The sequence below is a fragment of the Streptomyces sp. NBC_00354 genome (genome assembly GCF_036106915.1).
In the GTDB taxonomy this organism is placed as follows: domain Bacteria; phylum Actinomycetota; class Actinomycetes; order Streptomycetales; family Streptomycetaceae; genus Streptomyces.
Window position 1 is genome coordinate 3176941 of sequence record NZ_CP107983.1, and the last position, 17431, is coordinate 3194371.

At 73.4% G+C, this 17431-nt stretch carries 12 protein-coding genes; 5 read left to right on the top strand and 7 right to left on the bottom strand.

Annotation, left to right across the window (positions count from 1 at the left end; translation table 11 throughout):
* Window position 1 precedes the first annotated feature (1 nt).
* The 5 genes from OHT74_RS13980 (at window position 2) to OHT74_RS14000 (ending at window position 9162) form a co-directional block, all read left to right on the top strand.
* Window positions 2-1921, top strand: coding sequence for a fumarate reductase/succinate dehydrogenase flavoprotein subunit (locus OHT74_RS13980; protein ID WP_328620392.1), 1920 nt, complete (start codon window positions 2-4; stop codon window positions 1919-1921).
* Window positions 1918-2691 (top strand): succinate dehydrogenase/fumarate reductase iron-sulfur subunit, encoded by a 774-nt coding sequence (locus OHT74_RS13985; protein ID WP_266996866.1) that lies wholly within the window; start codon window positions 1918-1920, stop codon window positions 2689-2691. The genes OHT74_RS13980 and OHT74_RS13985 overlap by 4 nt, the downstream gene beginning before the upstream one ends.
* 60 nt (window positions 2692-2751) lie before the next feature.
* Window positions 2752-6201, top strand: coding sequence for a serine/threonine-protein kinase (locus tag OHT74_RS13990; RefSeq protein WP_328620393.1), 3450 nt, complete (start codon window positions 2752-2754; stop codon window positions 6199-6201).
* A 91-nt stretch (window positions 6202-6292) separates the two neighbouring features.
* Window positions 6293-8410, top strand: a complete 2118-nt coding sequence (locus OHT74_RS13995) for a TPM domain-containing protein (protein WP_443047703.1) — start codon at window positions 6293-6295, stop codon at window positions 8408-8410.
* A gap of 32 nt (window positions 8411-8442) precedes the next feature.
* Window positions 8443-9162: a PspA/IM30 family protein gene (locus tag OHT74_RS14000; RefSeq protein ID WP_266664147.1), complete on the top strand. Its 720-nt coding sequence runs from the start codon at window positions 8443-8445 to the stop codon at window positions 9160-9162.
* Window positions 9163-9214: 52 nt separating this feature from the next.
* On the opposite strand, the gene OHT74_RS14005 is transcribed toward OHT74_RS14000, so the two are convergent.
* From OHT74_RS14005 to OHT74_RS14035, 7 genes are all read right to left on the bottom strand, one after another.
* Complete coding sequence (locus OHT74_RS14005; RefSeq protein WP_328623314.1) at window positions 9215-11830, bottom strand: SpoIIE family protein phosphatase; 2616 nt, start codon at window positions 11828-11830, stop codon at window positions 9215-9217.
* A 158-nt stretch (window positions 11831-11988) separates the two neighbouring features.
* Window positions 11989-12417, bottom strand: coding sequence for an ATP-binding protein (locus OHT74_RS14010; protein ID WP_266633254.1), 429 nt, complete (start codon window positions 12415-12417; stop codon window positions 11989-11991).
* A gap of 163 nt (window positions 12418-12580) precedes the next feature.
* Window positions 12581-13021 carry a (deoxy)nucleoside triphosphate pyrophosphohydrolase gene (locus OHT74_RS14015; protein ID WP_328620394.1) on the bottom strand — a complete coding sequence of 147 codons (441 nt, stop codon included), beginning with the start codon at window positions 13019-13021 and terminating at the stop codon, window positions 12581-12583.
* Between the two features lie 30 nt (window positions 13022-13051).
* Window positions 13052-13237, bottom strand: a complete 186-nt coding sequence (locus OHT74_RS14020; protein ID WP_266664151.1) for an SPOR domain-containing protein — start codon at window positions 13235-13237, stop codon at window positions 13052-13054.
* Between the two features lie 326 nt (window positions 13238-13563).
* Window positions 13564-14316, bottom strand: a complete 753-nt coding sequence (locus tag OHT74_RS14025) for a GntR family transcriptional regulator (protein ID WP_266664153.1) — start codon at window positions 14314-14316, stop codon at window positions 13564-13566.
* Window positions 14317-14466: 150 nt separating this feature from the next.
* Window positions 14467-15606: a DUF4190 domain-containing protein gene (locus tag OHT74_RS14030; RefSeq protein ID WP_328620395.1), complete on the bottom strand. Its 1140-nt coding sequence runs from the start codon at window positions 15604-15606 to the stop codon at window positions 14467-14469.
* A gap of 125 nt (window positions 15607-15731) precedes the next feature.
* Window positions 15732-17315, bottom strand: coding sequence for a S8 family peptidase (locus tag OHT74_RS14035; RefSeq protein WP_328620396.1), 1584 nt, complete (start codon window positions 17313-17315; stop codon window positions 15732-15734).
* Window positions 17316-17431: the final 116 nt, after the last annotated feature.

A 17431-nucleotide genomic window follows, 5' to 3' on the forward strand; every position in this document is an offset into this window, starting at 1 on the left:
CATGGCTCAAGTCGACCGGCAGCAGTGGGACGTGGTCGTGGTCGGTGCGGGCGGCGCCGGGCTGCGGGCTGCGATCGAGGCGCGCGAGCGGGGCAAGCGTACGGCCGTGATCTGCAAGTCCCTGTTCGGCAAGGCCCATACGGTGATGGCGGAGGGCGGGATCGCCGCCTCCATGGGCAACGTCAACGAGGGCGACAACTGGCAGGTGCACTTCCGCGACACCATGCGCGGCGGGAAGTTCCTGAACCAGTGGCGGATGGCGGAACTGCACGCGAAGGAGGCCCCGGACCGGGTCTGGGAGCTGGAGACCTGGGGCGCGCTCTTCGACCGCACCCCGGACGGGAAGATCTCCCAGCGCAACTTCGGCGGGCACGAGTACCCGCGCCTCGCGCACGTGGGCGACCGGACCGGCCTGGAGCTGATCCGCACCCTCCAGCAGAAGATCGTCCAGCTCCAGCAGGAGGACTTCAAGGAGTTCGGGGACTACGAGGCCCGGCTCAAGGTCTTCCAGGAGTGCACGGTCACCCGGGTTTTGAAGGATCGCGGTTCGAAGGATCAGGAGAGGGTCTCGGGGGCCTTCTGCTACGAGCGCGAGTCCGGCCGGTTCTTCGTCCTGGAGGCCCCGGCGGTGGTCCTGGCCACGGGCGGGATCGGCAAGTCCTTCAAGACGACGTCCAACTCCTGGGAGTACACGGGCGACGGCCACGCGCTGGCGCTGCTCGCGGGCGCGCCCCTGCTGAACATGGAGTTCGTGCAGTTCCACCCGACCGGCATGGTCTGGCCGCCCTCGGTCAAGGGCATCCTCGTCACCGAGTCGGTGCGCGGCGACGGCGGGGTGCTGCGCAACAGCGAGGGCAAGCGGTTCATGTTCGACTACGTCCCGGACGTCTTCAAGGAGAAGTACGCGGAGTCCGAGGAGGAGGGCGACCGCTGGTACGAGGACCCGGACCACAACCGGCGTCCGCCCGAGCTGCTCCCCCGCGACGAGGTGGCCCGGGCCATCAACTCCGAGGTCAAGGCGGGCCGCGGCTCCCCGCACGGCGGGGTCTTCCTCGACGTGTCCACCCGGATGCCGGCCGAGCGGATCAAACGGCGGCTGCCCTCCATGTACCACCAGTTCAAGGAGCTGGCGGACGTGGACATCACCGCCGAGCCGATGGAGGTCGGCCCGACCTGCCACTACGTGATGGGCGGGATCGCGGTCGACTCCGACACGGCGGCCACCGTCGGGGTCCCGGGCCTGTTCGCGGCGGGCGAGGTCGCCGGCGGCATGCACGGCTCGAACCGGCTGGGCGGGAACTCCCTGTCCGACCTGCTGGTGTTCGGCCGGCGGGCCGGCCTGCACGCGGCCGAGTACGCCACGGGCCAGGCCGCGGCGCTGCCCGCGGTCTCCCAGGCGGAGATCGACGCGGCGGCGGCGGAGGCGCTGGCCCCGTTCCACGCCGCCGACGGCGCGGAGAACCCGTACACGCTCCACCAGGAGCTCCAGACGACCATGAACGACCTGGTCGGGATCATCCGCCGCGAGGGCGAGATGGCCGAGGCCCTGCAGAAGCTGGCGGGCCTGCGCGTACGGGCGGCCCGGGCCGGGGTCGAGGGGCACCGGCAGTTCAACCCGGGCTGGCACCTCGCCCTGGACCTGCGGAACATGCTGCTGGTCAGTGAGTGCGTGGCCCGCGCGGCCCTGGAGCGCACCGAGAGCCGCGGCGGGCACACCCGGGAGGACTGCCCGACGATGGAGCGCGGGTGGCGCCCGGTGAACCTGCTGTGCCGTCCGGTCGACCCGCCCCCGGCGGATCCCTCGGCCGACCGGATCGCCCTCGTCCGCACCCGTACCGAGCCCATCCGCCCCGACCTGCTCGCGCTCTTCGAGAAGGAAGAGCTGGTCAAGTACCTCGCCGAAGAGGAGCTCTACTCATGAGTGCGTACGACGCGAGCTTCCGGATCTGGCGGGGCGACGCGGAAGGCGGGGAACTGCGGGACTTCACCGTCGAGGTGCACGACGGCGAGGTCGTCCTGGACATCGTCCACCGGCTCCAGGCCACCCAGGCCTCGGACCTGGCGGTGCGCTGGAACTGCAAGGCGGGCAAGTGCGGTTCGTGCAGTGCGGAGATCAACGGCCGGCCACGGCTGATGTGCATGACGCGCATGTCGACCTTCGACCGGGCCGAAACGATCACGGTCACGCCGCTGCGCGCCTTCCCGGTCGTCCGGGACCTGGTCACGGACGTGTCGTTCAACTACCGCAAGGCCCGCGAGGTCCCGGCCTTCGTGCCGCCGGAAGGGGTGGCTCCGGGGGCGTACCGGATGCAGCAGGTGGACGTGGACCGGTCCCAGGAGTTCAGGAAGTGCATCGAGTGCTTCCTGTGCCAGGACACCTGCCACGTGGTGCGCGACCACGAGGAGAACAAGCAGGCGTTCGCCGGTCCGCGCTTCCTGATGCGGGTCGCGGAGCTGGACATGCACCCGCTGGACGCGGCGGCGGAGGCGGGCCTGGACCGCAAGCGCACGGCCCAGGAGGAGCACGGGCTCGGCTACTGCAACATCACCAAGTGCTGTACGGAGGTCTGCCCCGAGGGCATCAAGATCACTGACAACGCGCTGATCCCGCTGAAGGAGCGGGCGGTGGACCGCAAGTACGACCCTCTGGTGTGGCTGGGCAACAAGATCCGCAGGCGCGCTGACCTGTAGCACCCCCGGCCGTTCACTTCGCAAGACAGAATGCCCCCTGGGAAAACGTCGCATGACGTGATGTCAGGGGGCTTTGCGGTGCGGGTGGGGGATGAACTGGCCGGCCGGTACCGGCTGGAGCAGCGGCTCGGCCAGGGCGGCATGGGCGAGGTGTGGCGCGGGCACGACCTGATGCTGGACCGGTCCGTGGCGGTCAAGGTGCTGCTGGAGGCGGCCACGAACGACGAGGTGGTCGCGCGGTTCAGACGCGAGGCCACGATCGGGGCGCGGCTCCAGCACCCCGGGATCACCGTGGTGCACGACGTCGGGCAGCAGGACGGACGGCTGTTCATCGTGATGGAGCTGCTGGCGGGCGAGGACCTGGCCACGGCGCTGGCGCGGGACGGTGCGCTGGCGGTGGACCTCGCGGTGGATCTGGCCGCGCAGACGGCGGAGGCGCTGGCCGTCGCGCACGGACAGGCCGTGGTCCACCGGGACTTGAAGCCGGGAAACCTGTTCCTGCTGCCGGGCCGGCGGATCAAGATCTGCGACTTCGGCATCGCGCACTCCGCGGACGCGACGGCGGGCTGGACGGTCACGGGGCGGATCATCGGCACCCCCGCGTACATGGCGCCGGAGCAGTGGCGGGGCGAGCGGGTGGGCGCGCGGTGCGATCTGTACGCGCTGGGGTGCGTGCTGTACGCCCTGCTGAGCGGGGCCCCGCCGTTCGGCCAGACCGAGGGGCCGTACGTCCTGATGCACCGGCACGTCGCGGAGGCGCCGCTGCCGCTGCGCGAGGCGGGAACGCCGGTTCCGGCGGAGCTGGACCGGCTGGTGCTGGCCCTGCTGGCGAAGAACCCGGCGGACCGGCCGGAGTCGGCGGAGGTGGTCGGGAAGGCCCTCCGGGAGCTGCGCGGCCTTCGCGGGGGCGAGAACGGGGACGGCCCGGTCCCGGGGTCCACCCTGCCGGACCCGGCCCCTGCGCCGGCGCCCGGCCAGGGGCCGGGTACGGGGCCCAGCGCCGGGGCCGACCAGGGGCCGGGATCTGGTTCGGAGGGCGGAGCCGGACAGGCGCCCGGACCAGGCCCGAAGGGCGGGGCCGGACAGGCGCCCGGATCAGGGCCCGGGGCCGGGGCCGAGCAGGCGCCGGTGCCCGGGTCGGGGGCCGCGGCGGCTCCGGAGCCTGCGTCCGGCTCCGGCGGCGGGCGGGGGGCCGGGGCGGTGTCCGAGCAGGCCGACGGGGTAGAGGCCGAGCAGGCCGACGGGGCAGGGGCCGCTCCCGTGGCGGCCGAGGGTGTGGCTTCCGGGGTGCGGGAGTTCGTACGGGGCCTGCTCGTCGAGGCGGAGGACGCGCTGCGGGAGCTCCCGGGCGGCGGCGACGCCCGCGTCGAGGTGCTGGCCGTCGCCGCCGACGCCGCGGCCCGCTTCGACGCGGACCTCGCGGCCCGGCTGCTGGCCGACGCCGAGAGCGCGGCGTGGGCCGACGGCGAGGGCGACGGGGCCCGGGTGGCCCGGTTGCTGACGGCGCTGGCCCGCGCCACCTCGGGGCAGGCCCCGGCCCGGGCCCGGCGGCTGCTGACCGAGGCGCAGCAGGCACTGTTCACGGTGCCCGGCTCAAAGCGGGAGGGGCCGCTGCGCGCGCTGGCCGAGGAACTGATCAAGGTGGCCCCCGAGCAGGCCTCCCAGATCGCCGGGTACCACCTCAGCGGGCGTCCGGCGCCCGGCGGGCTCCGCGCCCGCATCGAGGCGGCCCTCGCGGCGGAGCGGCCCGAGGAGGCCGAGCACCGGCTGACCCGGATCCAGGACCCGGGCCAGCGCGCGGCCACCACGTACGACCTGGTCGTCGCCCTCGCCCCGCGGGACCTGCCCGCGGCCATGCGGCTGAGCGAGCGCATCGGCTCGGCCGGCGGCCGGCTGCTCGTGCTGTGCCAGCTGGCCCAGGACCGCGCCGCGGCCGGAGATCCGGTGGGCGCGTCCCATGCCCTGGCGCACGCGGAGGAGGAGCTGCCCCGGGTGCTGGAGGAGCGGGCGGCGTGGCTGCGGGAGGAGGCCGACCGGCTCGCCGGGCAGTCGCAGCCGGTGGAGGCGGAGCGGCTGCGCAACCGGGCCGCCGGCCTGCTCCGCGGCCGGGTGGAGGCCTCCGCCGACGAGAAGGCCGGCCACGCGCTCACCACGCTCGAAGCCGCCCGTGCCCGGGTCGCGGAGGGCACGCGGGAGCCGCTGGAGCGGGTGCGGGCCCAGGCCCGCGCGGACCGGGCCCGGAGTCTGCCGGAGCCGGCGCAGCGGGCCCTGGCGCTGGCCGGGACCGCCCGGGAGTGCCTGGCGACGGGGCGGGTGCCCTGGCTGCCGGAGGCAGCGGCCGACGCGGGGGCCCCTCCGCCGCCCGGCACGACGGCCCTGGGCGGCCCGTTCACGGGGCCCGCGGTGGCCCCTGCGACGTACGCCCGTCTGCGGGGTGGGGGCCCCGAGGCGCCCCCGTTGCTCCAGCAGGCAGCCCCCGGGTCCCAGGTCTGGCAGACCGGCGCTCGGCCGGACGCCCTGTACGCGGCCGGTGCGTACGTCGTGTGGCGGTCGGGGCCCGAGGTGGGCTGCGTACGAGCCGACTCGGGCATGACCGGCTGGACGGCCTACGCCGACGAGGGCGCGGTCGCTCCGCCGCTGCCCGGGTCCGGGCGGGTGCTGGTGTCCTGCGTGGCGGACGCGGCCACGGTGTACGTGAAGGTACGGCGGGAGGGCGAGCCGGGCGTGCGGCTGCTGGCGCGCGAGCCGCGCAACGGGCGGGTGCGGTGGTGGCGGGACCTGCCGCAGGAACGGCCGCTGCGGAGCGCGGGGCCGGTGCTGGTGCACGGGGCGCCCGGCGACCTGACCGCGCTGCGGGCGGCGACGGGCGAGACCCTGTGGCAGCGCACGTTGCGGGACACCACCACCCGGTCGTCGGCCGCGGCGGCCGACCGCTTGGTCCTCGCGGACGACCGGGAGTACCAGGCGCTGGACCTGTCGAGCGGGCGGCAGGTGTGGTCACGACGCCGCGACCGGCCCGCCGGCCGCACGGTCCACGGGCAGCCCGTCCACATCCTGGACGTGGATCACCTCCTCGCGCTGGACCGCGACACGGGCCGGGAAATGTGGCGGTTCAGGCTGGGCGCTCCGGCCGAGCGGCTACTGGTCGAACGGTCCACCGTGTACGCGGCCGCGAACCGCCCGGAGCAGGGCGGGGACGTGGTGTTCGCGTTCAGCGCGGTCAACGGGGAGCTGTACTGGCAGCGGTCGCTGACCCGGCACGAGGGCACGGCGTGCGCCGTCGAGCTGCTGGGCTTCCGGCCGTGGGGCGTCTACGTCAGCGTCCCCCGCGGTGGTCGCCGCGGGATGCTGAGCCGGACGACGGGCCCGTCCATCGCCGTCCTGGACCGGGAAACGGGCAAACCGCGCCGCCACTGGGCGCAGCCGGGGCTCGGCGAGGGCGACACCTTGCTGATCGGCGACCAGCTCGTGGTCTCCCGCCCGGAACTGTCGGCGTACGCCCTCCCGTGAGGGCAGGGCGTACGCCCTCCCGTGCGGGCCCGTGCCTCGTGCGGTGCTCCGGATGCGAGGGGTCGAAAGCACCCATACTCTCCCAAATGTGATGGCGCCCAGAGGCAGGTCGAAGAGACGCACCGCCGCCGGGATGTCCGTACGGGTCGGGCTCGTGCTGGCCGCCGCGCTGCTGGGGCTCGGCGGGTGGAGGGTAGCCGGGGCGCCGGCCGCTCGGGCCGACGATCCCGTCACCCTGTCCCAGCAGGGACAGATCACCGACCGCGTGGGCGCCCTCGGCGACCGGAAGGCCGCCGTCACCGCCGCATTGGACAAGCTGTACGCCGACCATCGCATCCAGCTCTTCGTGACGTACGTGCACGATTTCTCCGGGCGCTCCGCCCAGAGCTGGGCGGACGCCACCGCGCAGAAGAACGGCCTCGGCCAGGACGACGTGCTGCTGGCGGTGGCGACCGGGGCGCGCCAGTACGCCTATTCGGCCGATGTCGACTCCGGGTTCACCCAGGAGCAGCTCGCGGACGTCGCCCGCAGCGCCATCGAGCCCGCGCTGAAGCAGAACGACTGGGCGGGCGCTGCGATCGGCGCCGCCGACGGGTACGGCGCCGTGCTCGCCGGGAAGCCCGTACCCGTGCCCGCCGTCACCCCCGGCGTGGCGAACCCCGGCGGCGGCTCGGGCGAGGGCAACGGAGCCGGGGACTACGTGCTCCCGGTGGTCGTCGTCGGCGCGGCCGGCGCCCTCGGGGCGTACGCGTACAGCCGCCGCAAGCGCAAGGCCGGCTGGGCCGGCAGCACGACGGGCTGGGGCGAGCAGCCCGCGACCACGACCGCCCTGCCGCTGCCCGAGCTGGACGCCAAGGCCAAGGCCCTGCTGGTGGAGACCGACGACGCGATCCGTACCAGCACCGAGGAGCTCGGCTTCGCCTCGGCGCAGTTCGGCGACGCGGCGGTCGGCACGTTCACCGAGGCCTTGGCCTTCGCGCAGAGCGAGCTGACGGCCGCGTTCCGGCTGCGCCAGCAGCTCGACGACGCGTATCCCGAGGACGACCCCACCCGGCGGCGGATGCTCGACGAGATCGTGGCCCGCTGTACGGAGGCGAACCGGCGGCTCGACGCCGAGTCGGCGGACTTCGACCGGCTGCGGGACCTGGAGAAGAACGCCCCGCAGGCCGTGGCGACGGTGGAGGCGCACTTCCGGGCCCTGACGGGCCGTACGGCGACGGCCGAGGCCACCCTGACCGCGCTGGCCCGGCGCTACGCGGACTCGGCGTCCGCGCCGGTGGCCTCCAACGCCGAACAGGCCGAGGACCGGCTGCTGTTCGCGACGACCAGCCTCGGCGAGGCCCGGGCGGCGATCGAGGGCGGCGACAACGGGAAGGCGGCCGTGCACGTACGGGCCGCCGAGGGCGCGGTGGACCAGGCGGCGACGCTGGTCGACGCGGTGGAGCGGCGGGCGCAGGAACTGGCGGAGGCGGCCGGGAAGCTGCCCGGGGCGCTCACGGAGACGGACGCCGACCTCGCCGATGCCCGCGGCCTGCTGACCGGCACCGCGGAAGGGGCCTCCACGGCGGATCTGCGCGGGCGCATCGGCCGGGCGGAGGCGGTCCTGGCCGACGTACGGCGGGCGCAGGAGGCCGGCCGGTACGACCCGATCGATGCCCTGCGCCGGGTCGAGGAGGCCGACGCCGTCCTCGACGAGGCGCTGGCCGGGGCCCGGGAGCGCGAGGCGGGCGGCCGGCGGGCGGCCGCCCTGCTGGACCAGGCGGTGCTCTCGGCGCGCAGCGCGATCGGCGCGGCGGCGGACTACATCACCACGAGCCGGGGCGCGGTCGGCAGCCAGGCCCGCACCCGGCTGGCGGAGGCACAGCGGCGCATGGAGCGGTCGGCGGCCCTCGCGGGCTCGGACCCGGCGGCGGCGCTGGCGCAGGCGCAGCAGGCGGACGGCCTGGCGCGGCAGGCGCAGCAGCTGGCGGAGCAGGACGTACGGGCGTACCAGAACCCGTACGGCGGCGGGCAGCGGCAGCAGGGCGGCGGCATGGGCGGCGCGGTCCTCGGCGGGATCATCCTGGGCGAGATCCTGGGCGGCGGCCGCGGAGGCGGGGGCTTCGGCGGCGGGTTCGGGGGCGGAGGCTTCGGGGGCGGCGGACCAGGCCCCGGCTCCTTCGGCGGCGGCGGCACCCGTGGCCGCATGGGTGGCGGCGGCCGCTTCTGATCCACTCTCCCTCACCCCGTGAAAGGTCACCGATGAGCAAGCAGACCATCCTCGGCCGTGTCACCCAGCTCGCGAAGGCGAACATCAACGCGCTGCTGGACCAGGCGGAGGATCCGCAGAAGATGCTGGACCAGCTGATCCGCGACTACTCGGACAACATCACGGAGGCGGAGCAGGCGGTCGCCACCACGATCGGCAATCTGCGGATGCTGGAGGCGGACCACAAGGAGGACGTGGAGGCGGCCGCGGAATGGGGCGCCAAGGCGCTCGCGGCGAGCCGGAAGGCGGACGGACTGCGGGCCGGGGGGTCCACTGCGGATGCGGACAAGTTCGACAACCTCGCGAAGGTCGCCCTCGGCCGCCAGCTCCGGTCGGAGAAGGAGGCGAGGACGGCGGAGCCGACGATCGCCGCGCAGACGGAGGTCGTGGACGAGCTCAAGTCCGGGCTGGACGCGATGAAGGAGAAGCTGACCGAGCTGACGGCCAAGCGGGACGAGCTGGTGGCCCGGGCGAAGACCGCGCAGGCGCAGAACACCATGCTGGACGCGGTGAAGAACATCGACGTCATGGACCCGACGAGCGACATCGCCCGCTTCGAGGACAAGGTGCGCCGGGAGGAGGCCAGGGCCTTGGGCCGGCAGGAACTGGCGGCGTCCTCCCTGGACGCCCAGTTCGAGGCCCTGGACGACCTCGACAAGACCTCGGAGGTCGAAGCCCGCCTCGCCGCCCTGAAATCCCGCAAGGCCGCCTGACGAAAGCGCTGCGCGGCCGCTGCCGGGGGGCGGAGCCCCGGCAGCGGCGCGGTCAGCCGTTGTACATGCTCAGCAGCTGCTCGGCCGAGAGTTCCGAGACCGCCTCCGCCGCCGCGCCCGGGAGCGGGAGCTCGAACCAGACCGTCTTCCCCCGGTGGGTGCGGCGCGTGCCCCAGCCCGCCGACAGCATGCCGACCAGCTGCAGCCCCCGCCCGCCCTCGTCCGTGTCCCGGGCCCGGCGGCGCCGCGGCTGCACCAGGTTGCCGTCCCAGACCTCGCAGACCAGGGTGCGGTCCAGCAGCAGCCGCAGCCGGATCTCGCCCTCCCCGTACCGCAGGGCGTTCGTCACCAGCTCGCTCACCAGCAGCTCGGTGGTGTCCAGCAGCCCCTCCAGCCCCCAGCCCGGCAGTTTCGCCCGTGCCAGCTCCCGCGCCCGGCCGACCGACCGCGCCTCGCGCGGCAGCTGCCAGTCCCCCACCGCTTCCACCGGCAGCCCCTGCACCCGCGCCATCAGGAGCGCGATGTCGTCCTCACCGTGCCGCGTGTCCAGCGTGTTCAGCACGTGGTCGCACACGTCTTCCAGCGGCCGCACCGGGTCGGACAGCGCGTCGCGCAGCCCCCGCAGCCCTTCCTCCAGCGGGTGGTCCCGCGATTCCACCAGCCCGTCCGTGTACAGGGCCAGCAGTGCCCCCTCCGGGAGGTCCACCTCCACCTCCTCGAACGGCTCCCCGCCCACTCCCAGCGGCATCCCGGGCGGCACCTCCAGCAGCAGTGCGGGCCGCGGCGGCGCGCCCGGCTCGGGCGGTTCCACCAGCACGGGCGGCATGTGGCCGGCGTTGGCGATGGTGCAGCGCCGGGTCACCGGGTCGTAGACGGCGTACACGCAAGTTGCGAGGTACACCTCGGAGCGGTCCGCGTCCCGCGAGTGCAGCGCCGCCCGGGAGGCCTGCTGGGAGCCGCCGGGCGCGCCGAGCCCGCGGGCGATCTCGTCCAGCGCGGTCAGCACCTCCGCCGGTTCCAGGTCCAGCAGCGCCAGGGTCCGTACGGCGGTGCGCAGTTCGCCCATCGCGACGGCCGCCCGCAGCCCGCGGCCCATGACATCGCCGACGACCAGCGCCGTGCGGTGCCCGGGCAGTTCGATGACGTCGAACCAGTCCCCGCCGACCTCGGTGGCCGCGTTCCCCGGCAGGTACCGGCAGGCGATGTCCAGGCCGGCCGCCTCGGGGTCCCCGGGCGGCAGCAGGCTGCGCTGCAGTATCAGCGCCCGCTCGTGCTCGCGCCGGTAGAGGCGGGCGTTGTCGATGCAGACGGCGGCCCGGGCGGCGAGTTCCACGGCCACCGCCCGGTCCCGTTCGCCGAAGGGCTCGCTGCCCTTCGTACGGGAGAACTGGGCGAGCCCGACGACGGTGTCGTGCGCGACCATCGGTACGACGAGCGTCGACTGCACGAGGTCGTCCGATCCGCCGCCCTCGATCAGCCTCGGCCGCGCGGTCCGCAGGGCGAGCGCGCCCGGCGAGGCCGCCGGGTAGCGGTGGATCTCCCCTACGGAGACCAGCGCGCCCGGACCGGACAGCGGGGCGTCCGACACGGCCGAGGCGAAGGCGACGCGCCGCAGGGGCGCGGAGGGCGCCCGGCCGGCGCCGAGCCCGGGCGGCAGCGAGGGCACGCCGGGGCCCTGCGGCCGGGCGGGCCGGTCGTCGTCGCCGAGCAGCAGCCCCTGGTAGAGGTCGACGGCGGCGAGGTCGCAGAAGCCCGGGACGGTCACGTCCAGCAGTTCGCGGGCGGTGGTCTCGAGGTCGAGGGAGTTCCCGATGCGGTGCCCGGCCTCGTTGAGCAGCGCGAGATTGCGCCGGACCCCGGCGGCCTCTCGGGCGGCGAGGTGGCGGCGGGTGACGTCGGTGCCCAGGCCTGCGACGCCGATGGGGCGGCCGGTGCCGCCGTGGACGCGGTAGAGGTTGATGGACCAGTGGCGGTGCTCCCGGCTGCCGGGGGCGGCGCCGGTGATCTGGAGGTCGGTGACGGAGTCGCCGGTCTCCAGGACCCGCCGCAGGGCCTCGGCCATCCGGTCGGCCTCCTGGGGCGGGAGGTAGTCGTGGACCGTGCGGCCGCGGTGCTCCTCGACGGCGCCGCCGAAGACGGTCGCGAAACGGCGGTTGGCCCGCTGCACGGTGAGGTCCGTGCCGAAGAGCAGGAAGCCGAAAGGAGATTGGCCGAATATGGCCTGCGAGGCGGCGAGATCGGATTCGATCCGGCGCAGCGCGCGTACGTCGACCACGACGCACAGCGCGGCCCGCTCGGCGGTCTCGGTCTGGGTGGGCATCACATAGATCTCGGCCACGCCGTGCGCGCCGTTCCCGCCGGGGATCCGGAAGGGGACGAGGCCGGTCCATTCCTTGCCGTCGAGGATCTCGGCCACCCTGCGGTGTCCGCCGGCGCGCAGCTCCGGCGGCATGAAGGCGTCCACCGGGTCCCGGCCCACGGCCTGTGCGGCGGTCAGCCCGAACAGCTCCTCGGCGCGCAGGCTCCACTGATCGATGAGCCCGTCGGGTCCGATGGAGAAGGACGCGACCTTTATGTAGTCATATATCGAGCCAGGCGGGCTGCTGTGCCACAGGGAGTCGTGCCATGTCTCCCCGGGCACACCGGCCTGATGTGCCTGCGCAGGTATCTCGCTCACGCGACCGTCCCCTCCAGCTCACCGCAACCGGACCGGCCATGACCGAAGTATTCAGCACCACGGCCCCGCACGGCACGGCGTTCACGATCACAAAAAGGTCCCGACTATTTCGAGCCATGCCCTGTGATCGTCGGCCATCCTTCACCTTGTTACTCACCAGGAAGTGCCAACTCGAACCACACGGTCTTGCCCGATTTCCCGTGCCGCGTCCCCCAGCGCTGCGCGGAGGACGCCACCAGGTGAAGTCCCCGGCCACCCTCGTCGTCCGGCTTCGCGACCCGTTCGCGGGGCGGATCCGGAAGCGGATCGGAAACCTCCACGAGCAAGGCGGCACCCCCCGTCACACTTCCACTGGCCGGATTGCGCCGCACCAGCCGGACGCCGATGGGGCCGGAGGCGTACCTCAGTGAATTGGTGACCAGCTCGCTGACCAGCAGGACGGTGACGTCGCCGACGGAGTCGAGACCCCAGGAACCGAGCGTGCCACGCACGGCGTGCCGGGCGGTGCGGACGGCGCCGGGTTCGGCGGGGAAGGCCCACTCGGCGCATTCACCGTCTGTGTCGATCACGCCGATCACTTCCCGGGCCGGCAACGACCCCAGTCCGATTCATCAGGGACAGAGCCACGAGGGGCAGTACACGATAGGGACTAATAGCGACATACCCGATATTCGAGGCGCCGTACCACCCGATCCTTCACGCACCGGCGCACTGTGGCGCAGACGGCCCAGCGCACGCGCGTCACGCGCCCCCGTGCGACCTGCTGTGCTGCTCGTCGCGCTCGGCGCGCTCGGCACGCAGCCGGCGTCCGGCCTCGGCGACGGCCGGCCGGTCCTGGTCGAGCCAGTCCACCGAGTCCAGCTCCCCGGGCCCGAGCCAGCGCAGCTCGTCGTGGTCCTCCAGCGGCGCGGGGTCCCCGGACAGCAGCCGGGCGGTCCACACGTGCAGGACGAGCCCGGGCCTGAGCGGCCACTCCCCCGGGATCCGTTCCAGCGGCTCGGCCTCCACGCCGAGCTCCTCGCGCAGTTCGCGTACGAGCGCCTCGGGGACGGATTCGCCCGGCTCGGCCTTCCCGCCCGGCAGTTCCCAGCGTCCGGCCAGCTCCGGGGGTGCGCTGCGGCGGGCGGCCAGCAGGCGGCCCTCATGACAAAGGGCTCCGCCCACGACCACTCGTACCGTCATGGGGCGGAGCCTATGCCAACGCGCGGATACTCAGTTCGTCGTGGCCGTCTGACCGGTCCGCTCGACCCAGTACAGCTGCTTGTGGCCTCCGTCTTCGAGGCCGTCGGCGACCTTCTGGGCCTCGGCCCGGGTGGGGTACCGGCCCACCCGGTAGCGGTTGCCGTTGTCGTCCTGACGTATGACCAGCCATGGGAGCAGGGCACCGCTGTCGTTCATCGCGTTTCACCCTCCGCCGATGTACCTGCCCGGGAAACCGCATTGCGCATATGCCCGACCTTACGCCCGACCTTTACGGAGCGGATACGGTTTTTCACGAAGAGGTACCTCGCAGGCGTACGCATCCGGCCATGCGTACGACAGGGCTGTGTACGCCGGTTCAGAACCGGCGCACCGTGGGCATCGACAGCACCACCGCACCTTCCTGCGGCGCCTTGCGGCAGTCCATGACACCCCGTCACGCGTGGACACGGCCCCGGGGTTACGCCCCGCGCCCCCGCGTCACCGCCCGCCGCCCGGTCAACGCCCTGGCGCGCCCTGTCCGCTCACCGGACCGGCAGGTGGTACGAGAGGCGGTAGCGGTCCGCCGGGACCACCACGTCGGCGGTCTCGACCGCCCGCCCGGACGCGAAGTACGTACGGCCGATCACCAGCACCACATGGCCCGGGACCCCGCCCAGCAGCATGATCTCCTCGGCCAGGCCGGGCCGCGCCCCGACCTCCTCCACCACGTTGTCCACGACGACGTCGATCGCAGCCATCCGGTCGACGACCCCCGAGCCCCCGAGCGGCCCCTCCTCCGGCAGCATCACCGGGGTCCGGCCCGTGACCGCGAGCGGCTCCCAGGAGGTCGACAGCATCATCGCCTCCCCCGCGTCGCGGAACACGTACCGCGTCCGCATCACCCGCTCGCCGGGCTCGATGCCGAGCCGCTCGGCGATCTCCGCCGGTGCGGCCGTCTGCTCACTGCCGGACTCCCAGGTGCCCCGAGCGCCCGCCTCGGCCTGCTCCTGCCGGAACGGCGTCGACGTCCCGCCCGTGCGGTATCCCGAGCGCGCGACCCGTCTCGGCACGGGCTGCTCCCGTACGTACGTACCCGACCCGGACCGGCCCTCGACCAGCCCCTCCGCCATGAGGACCTTGCGCGCCTCCAGGGCCACGGTGTCGGAGACCCCGTACTCCTCGCGGATCCGGGCCTGCGAGGGGAGCCGGGCGTGCGGGGGCAGGGACCCATCGACGATCTTCCGTCGCAGATCCCCGGCGACGCGCAGATAGGCCGGCTGCTCACCGAAAGTCACTGGCCACTCCCATCAGGTTGACAGACAGCTACACCCTGGCAACCGACGGTTGTAGACCGCAAGCAAGGGCCAGAGTTTCACCCGAAGTGATGAAGCCAGGTCACTGAAACCCGTTACCGCGCGTTACCGCGCGCTATCCTCAACGGCTCCTCACACCGAGGCCGAAGAGGACCCGTCCGACTCGCCGTCAGGATCGCCCTTCGAGCCGCCGTCCGAGTCGCCCGGCTGCCCCGCGAGCCAGTCCGGCACCCTCGTCGACAGCCCGTACGCCCCGCGCAGCGCCTTCTCCGTGTCCACGGTCAGTGCACCCGAGGCCGCGTCCCACGCGTCCTGGAACTCCGCCGGCTTCGTCGCCTTCGCCGCCCGCTGCCACGCCGCCCGCGCCGCCTCGACCCCCTTGAGCTGCGCCCGCGCCGGCCCGGCCAGCTCCGGCCGGGCCTTCACCCCGTCCAGCAGCCCCGCCTCCGCGGCCAGCGCCCGGTCGACCTCGCGGGCCCACTCCCGGTACTGCGGCAGCGCCTCGTCGAGCTCCTCCTCCGGCCCGCCCCCCAGCGCCAGGTCGGCCTCGTTCATCACGCGCAGGAAGGCCACCTGCTCCGGCTTCAGCGTCCCGGCGTCCTTGCGCAGGCTTCCGCGGTGCTCCCGCTCCGCCGTGCCGATGACGCAAAGCAGCCGCCGGTCGCCGCCGCTCCATGCTTCGCGCGAGGGCGCGAAGTAGAACATCTCCGCATACGAGGGCAGCGCCCACGAGTCCATCGCGTACGCGTCCTGCGCCTTCCAGCACGTGTCCGTGGCGGTCTTCTTCAGCTCGGGCCCGCCCGGGAACACCGTGTCGTCGAACCGGGTCGAGGAGGTGACCTCGCCCTCGTGCACCTCCGTGCACGCGATCCGGTAGATGAGCGGGCTCTCGTCGAGCAGGTCTCCGCGGGGGACGTTGAAGCAGTCGCCGGCGCGCATGTCGTCCACCGGGGTCAACTCGCCCTCGACGCCCTCGAACTGCTGGAGCGTGTCCAGCCGGTCGAACAATCGCTCCGCCACCCGGTCCGCGGCGAAGACGACGGCGGCGGTCATCGCGAGCGACACCGCCAGACCCGCGATGGCGAGCGCCCTGCCCCGCTCTCCCCTCCGCGCGATCTGGACGAGCGCCACGATCCCGAAGACGACCCCGAGCGGCGGCACGCACAACAGCCCGACCAGCAGCGACGCGAGCGCGAAGCCGTTGAGAGCGGGCTCCCGGTACGCCTGCTGCGGGGGCGGAGCGGGCCAGTAGGGCGGGGGCGGGGTGCTCACGGGGCGGGGTGCTCCATCACAGGGGGCGCGAACGAATGCGCGAAATAGTACGCAGCGGGGGCGACCGCCGTGACGGTCGCCCCCGCAGTTCACCGCGGCCTTGGGCCGCGTTCACCCCCGGTGGGTCAGAACTGGAGCGCCCAGGAGTCGATCTTGCCGGTGTCGATGTTGGCGTTGTCGTTCACACGGAGCTTCCACACGCCGTTGGCAACCTCCGAGGAGGCGTTGACGGTGAAGGCCTTGATGATGTTGTCCGCACTGCCGCCGCTGCGGTTGTGCAGGGTGTACACGGAGCCGTCGGGGGCGACCAGGTCGACCTTCAGGTCACCGGTGTACGTGTGCTTGATGTCGACCGAAACGCTCAGCGCCGCCGGGGCGTTGCCGGAGACGCCGCTGACGGTGAGCGGCGACTCGACCGTGGCGTTGTCGTTGATCGCGTAGTCGGCGGTGTTCTCGAAGCGGGTGCCCGGGTTCGGCGGGGTGGTGCCGCCGCCCACGTAGAGCAGGCGGTTCGGGGAGCCGGAACCGGGGCCGGTCACCACGTTCGGGGTGGCCGCGGCCACCAGGGCCGCTGAGACCTGGGCCGGGGTGCTCGAGGGGTTCTGCGAGAGGTACAGGGCGGCCGCGCCCACGACGTGCGGCGTGGCCATCGAGGTGCCCGAGATGGTGTTGGTGGCGGTGTCGCCGGTGCCCCACGAGGAGGTGATGGAAGAGCCCGGGGCGAAGATGTCCAGGATCGAGCCGTAGTTGGAGTAGCTGGCCTTGGCGTCGGTGTTGGTGGTGGCGCCGACCGTGATGGCCTCGGCGACGCGCGCCGGGGACTTGGTGCTCGCGTCCGTGGACTCGTTGCCCGCGGCGACGCCGTACGTGATGCCGGCGGCTATGGAGTTGCGTACGGCGGTGTCGAGCGCGGAGTCGGCTCCGCCGCCGAGCGACATGTTCGCCACGGCCGGCTTGACGGCGTGCTGCGTCACCCAGTCGATGCCGGCGACGACCTGCTCCGTCGTACCGGAGCCGTTGTTGTCGAGGACGCGGACGCCGACGATCTTGGCCTTCTTGGCCACGCCGTACGAGGTACCCGCGACGGTGCCGGCGACGTGCGTGCCGTGGCCGTGGCCGTCCTGGGCGGTGTTGTCGTTGTCGATGGCGTCGTAGCCGTAGGAGGCGCGGCCGCCGAACTCGCCGTGGGTGATGCGGACGCCGGTGTCGATGATGTACGCGGTGACGCCCTCGCCGGCCTTGTCCGGGTAGGTGTAGCTGTTGTCGAGCGGGAGCGGGTGCTGGTCGATGCGGTCCAGTCCCCAGGAGGGCGGGCTGGGCTGGGTGCCCTGGGCGTCGTCGACGGTGAACGTCCGGTTCTGCACCACGGACTTGACCGCCGGGTCGGCGGCGAGCTTCTTCGCCTGCGCCTCGGAGACCTTGACGGAGTAGCCGTTGAGGGCGGCGCTGTAGGTCCTGCCGATCGTCGCGCCGTAGCGCTGGGCGACGGCCTTGCCGCTGTCGGCGGTGGAGCGGGCGGCCGAGTCCTTCAGGGTCACGATGTAGCTGCCGGCGACCGAGCCGGGGGCGCCGGCGTTCTCGACGACGCCCTGGGGGCCGTTGTCGGCCGCGGAGGCGGGTAACGCGGCGGCCGCGCCGAGCGCGAGGGCCACGACGGCGGTCGCGCTGATGCCGGCGAATTTCCGGCGGGTGTGACGCATCACGGACATGTGAGGGGTCCTCCTCATAGGTGGTGCATTGCGGGGGGTGAGGCGGCAGAAAGACATGGGCATGACAACCGCTTCGGGGTCTGCCGGGCTGCCGCCTCCAAAAGGTTGACCCACGC

Coding starts and splice junctions, on each gene's coding strand:
- OHT74_RS13980 (WP_328620392.1), top strand. CDS start 2: ATGGCTCAAGTCGACCGGCAGCAGTGGGACGTGGTCGTGGTCGGTGCG.
- OHT74_RS13990 (WP_328620393.1), top strand. CDS start 2,752: ATGTCAGGGGGCTTTGCGGTGCGGGTGGGGGATGAACTGGCCGGCCGG.
- OHT74_RS14020 (WP_266664151.1), bottom strand. CDS start 13,237: ATGAACGACAGCGGTGCCCTGCTCCCATGGCTGGTCATACGTCAGGAC.
- OHT74_RS13995 (WP_443047703.1), top strand. CDS start 6,293: ATGGCGCCCAGAGGCAGGTCGAAGAGACGCACCGCCGCCGGGATGTCC.
- OHT74_RS14035 (WP_328620396.1), bottom strand. CDS start 17,315: ATGTCCGTGATGCGTCACACCCGCCGGAAATTCGCCGGCATCAGCGCG.
- OHT74_RS14015 (WP_328620394.1), bottom strand. CDS start 13,021: ATGACGGTACGAGTGGTCGTGGGCGGAGCCCTTTGTCATGAGGGCCGC.
- OHT74_RS13985 (WP_266996866.1), top strand. CDS start 1,918: ATGAGTGCGTACGACGCGAGCTTCCGGATCTGGCGGGGCGACGCGGAA.
- OHT74_RS14000 (WP_266664147.1), top strand. CDS start 8,443: ATGAGCAAGCAGACCATCCTCGGCCGTGTCACCCAGCTCGCGAAGGCG.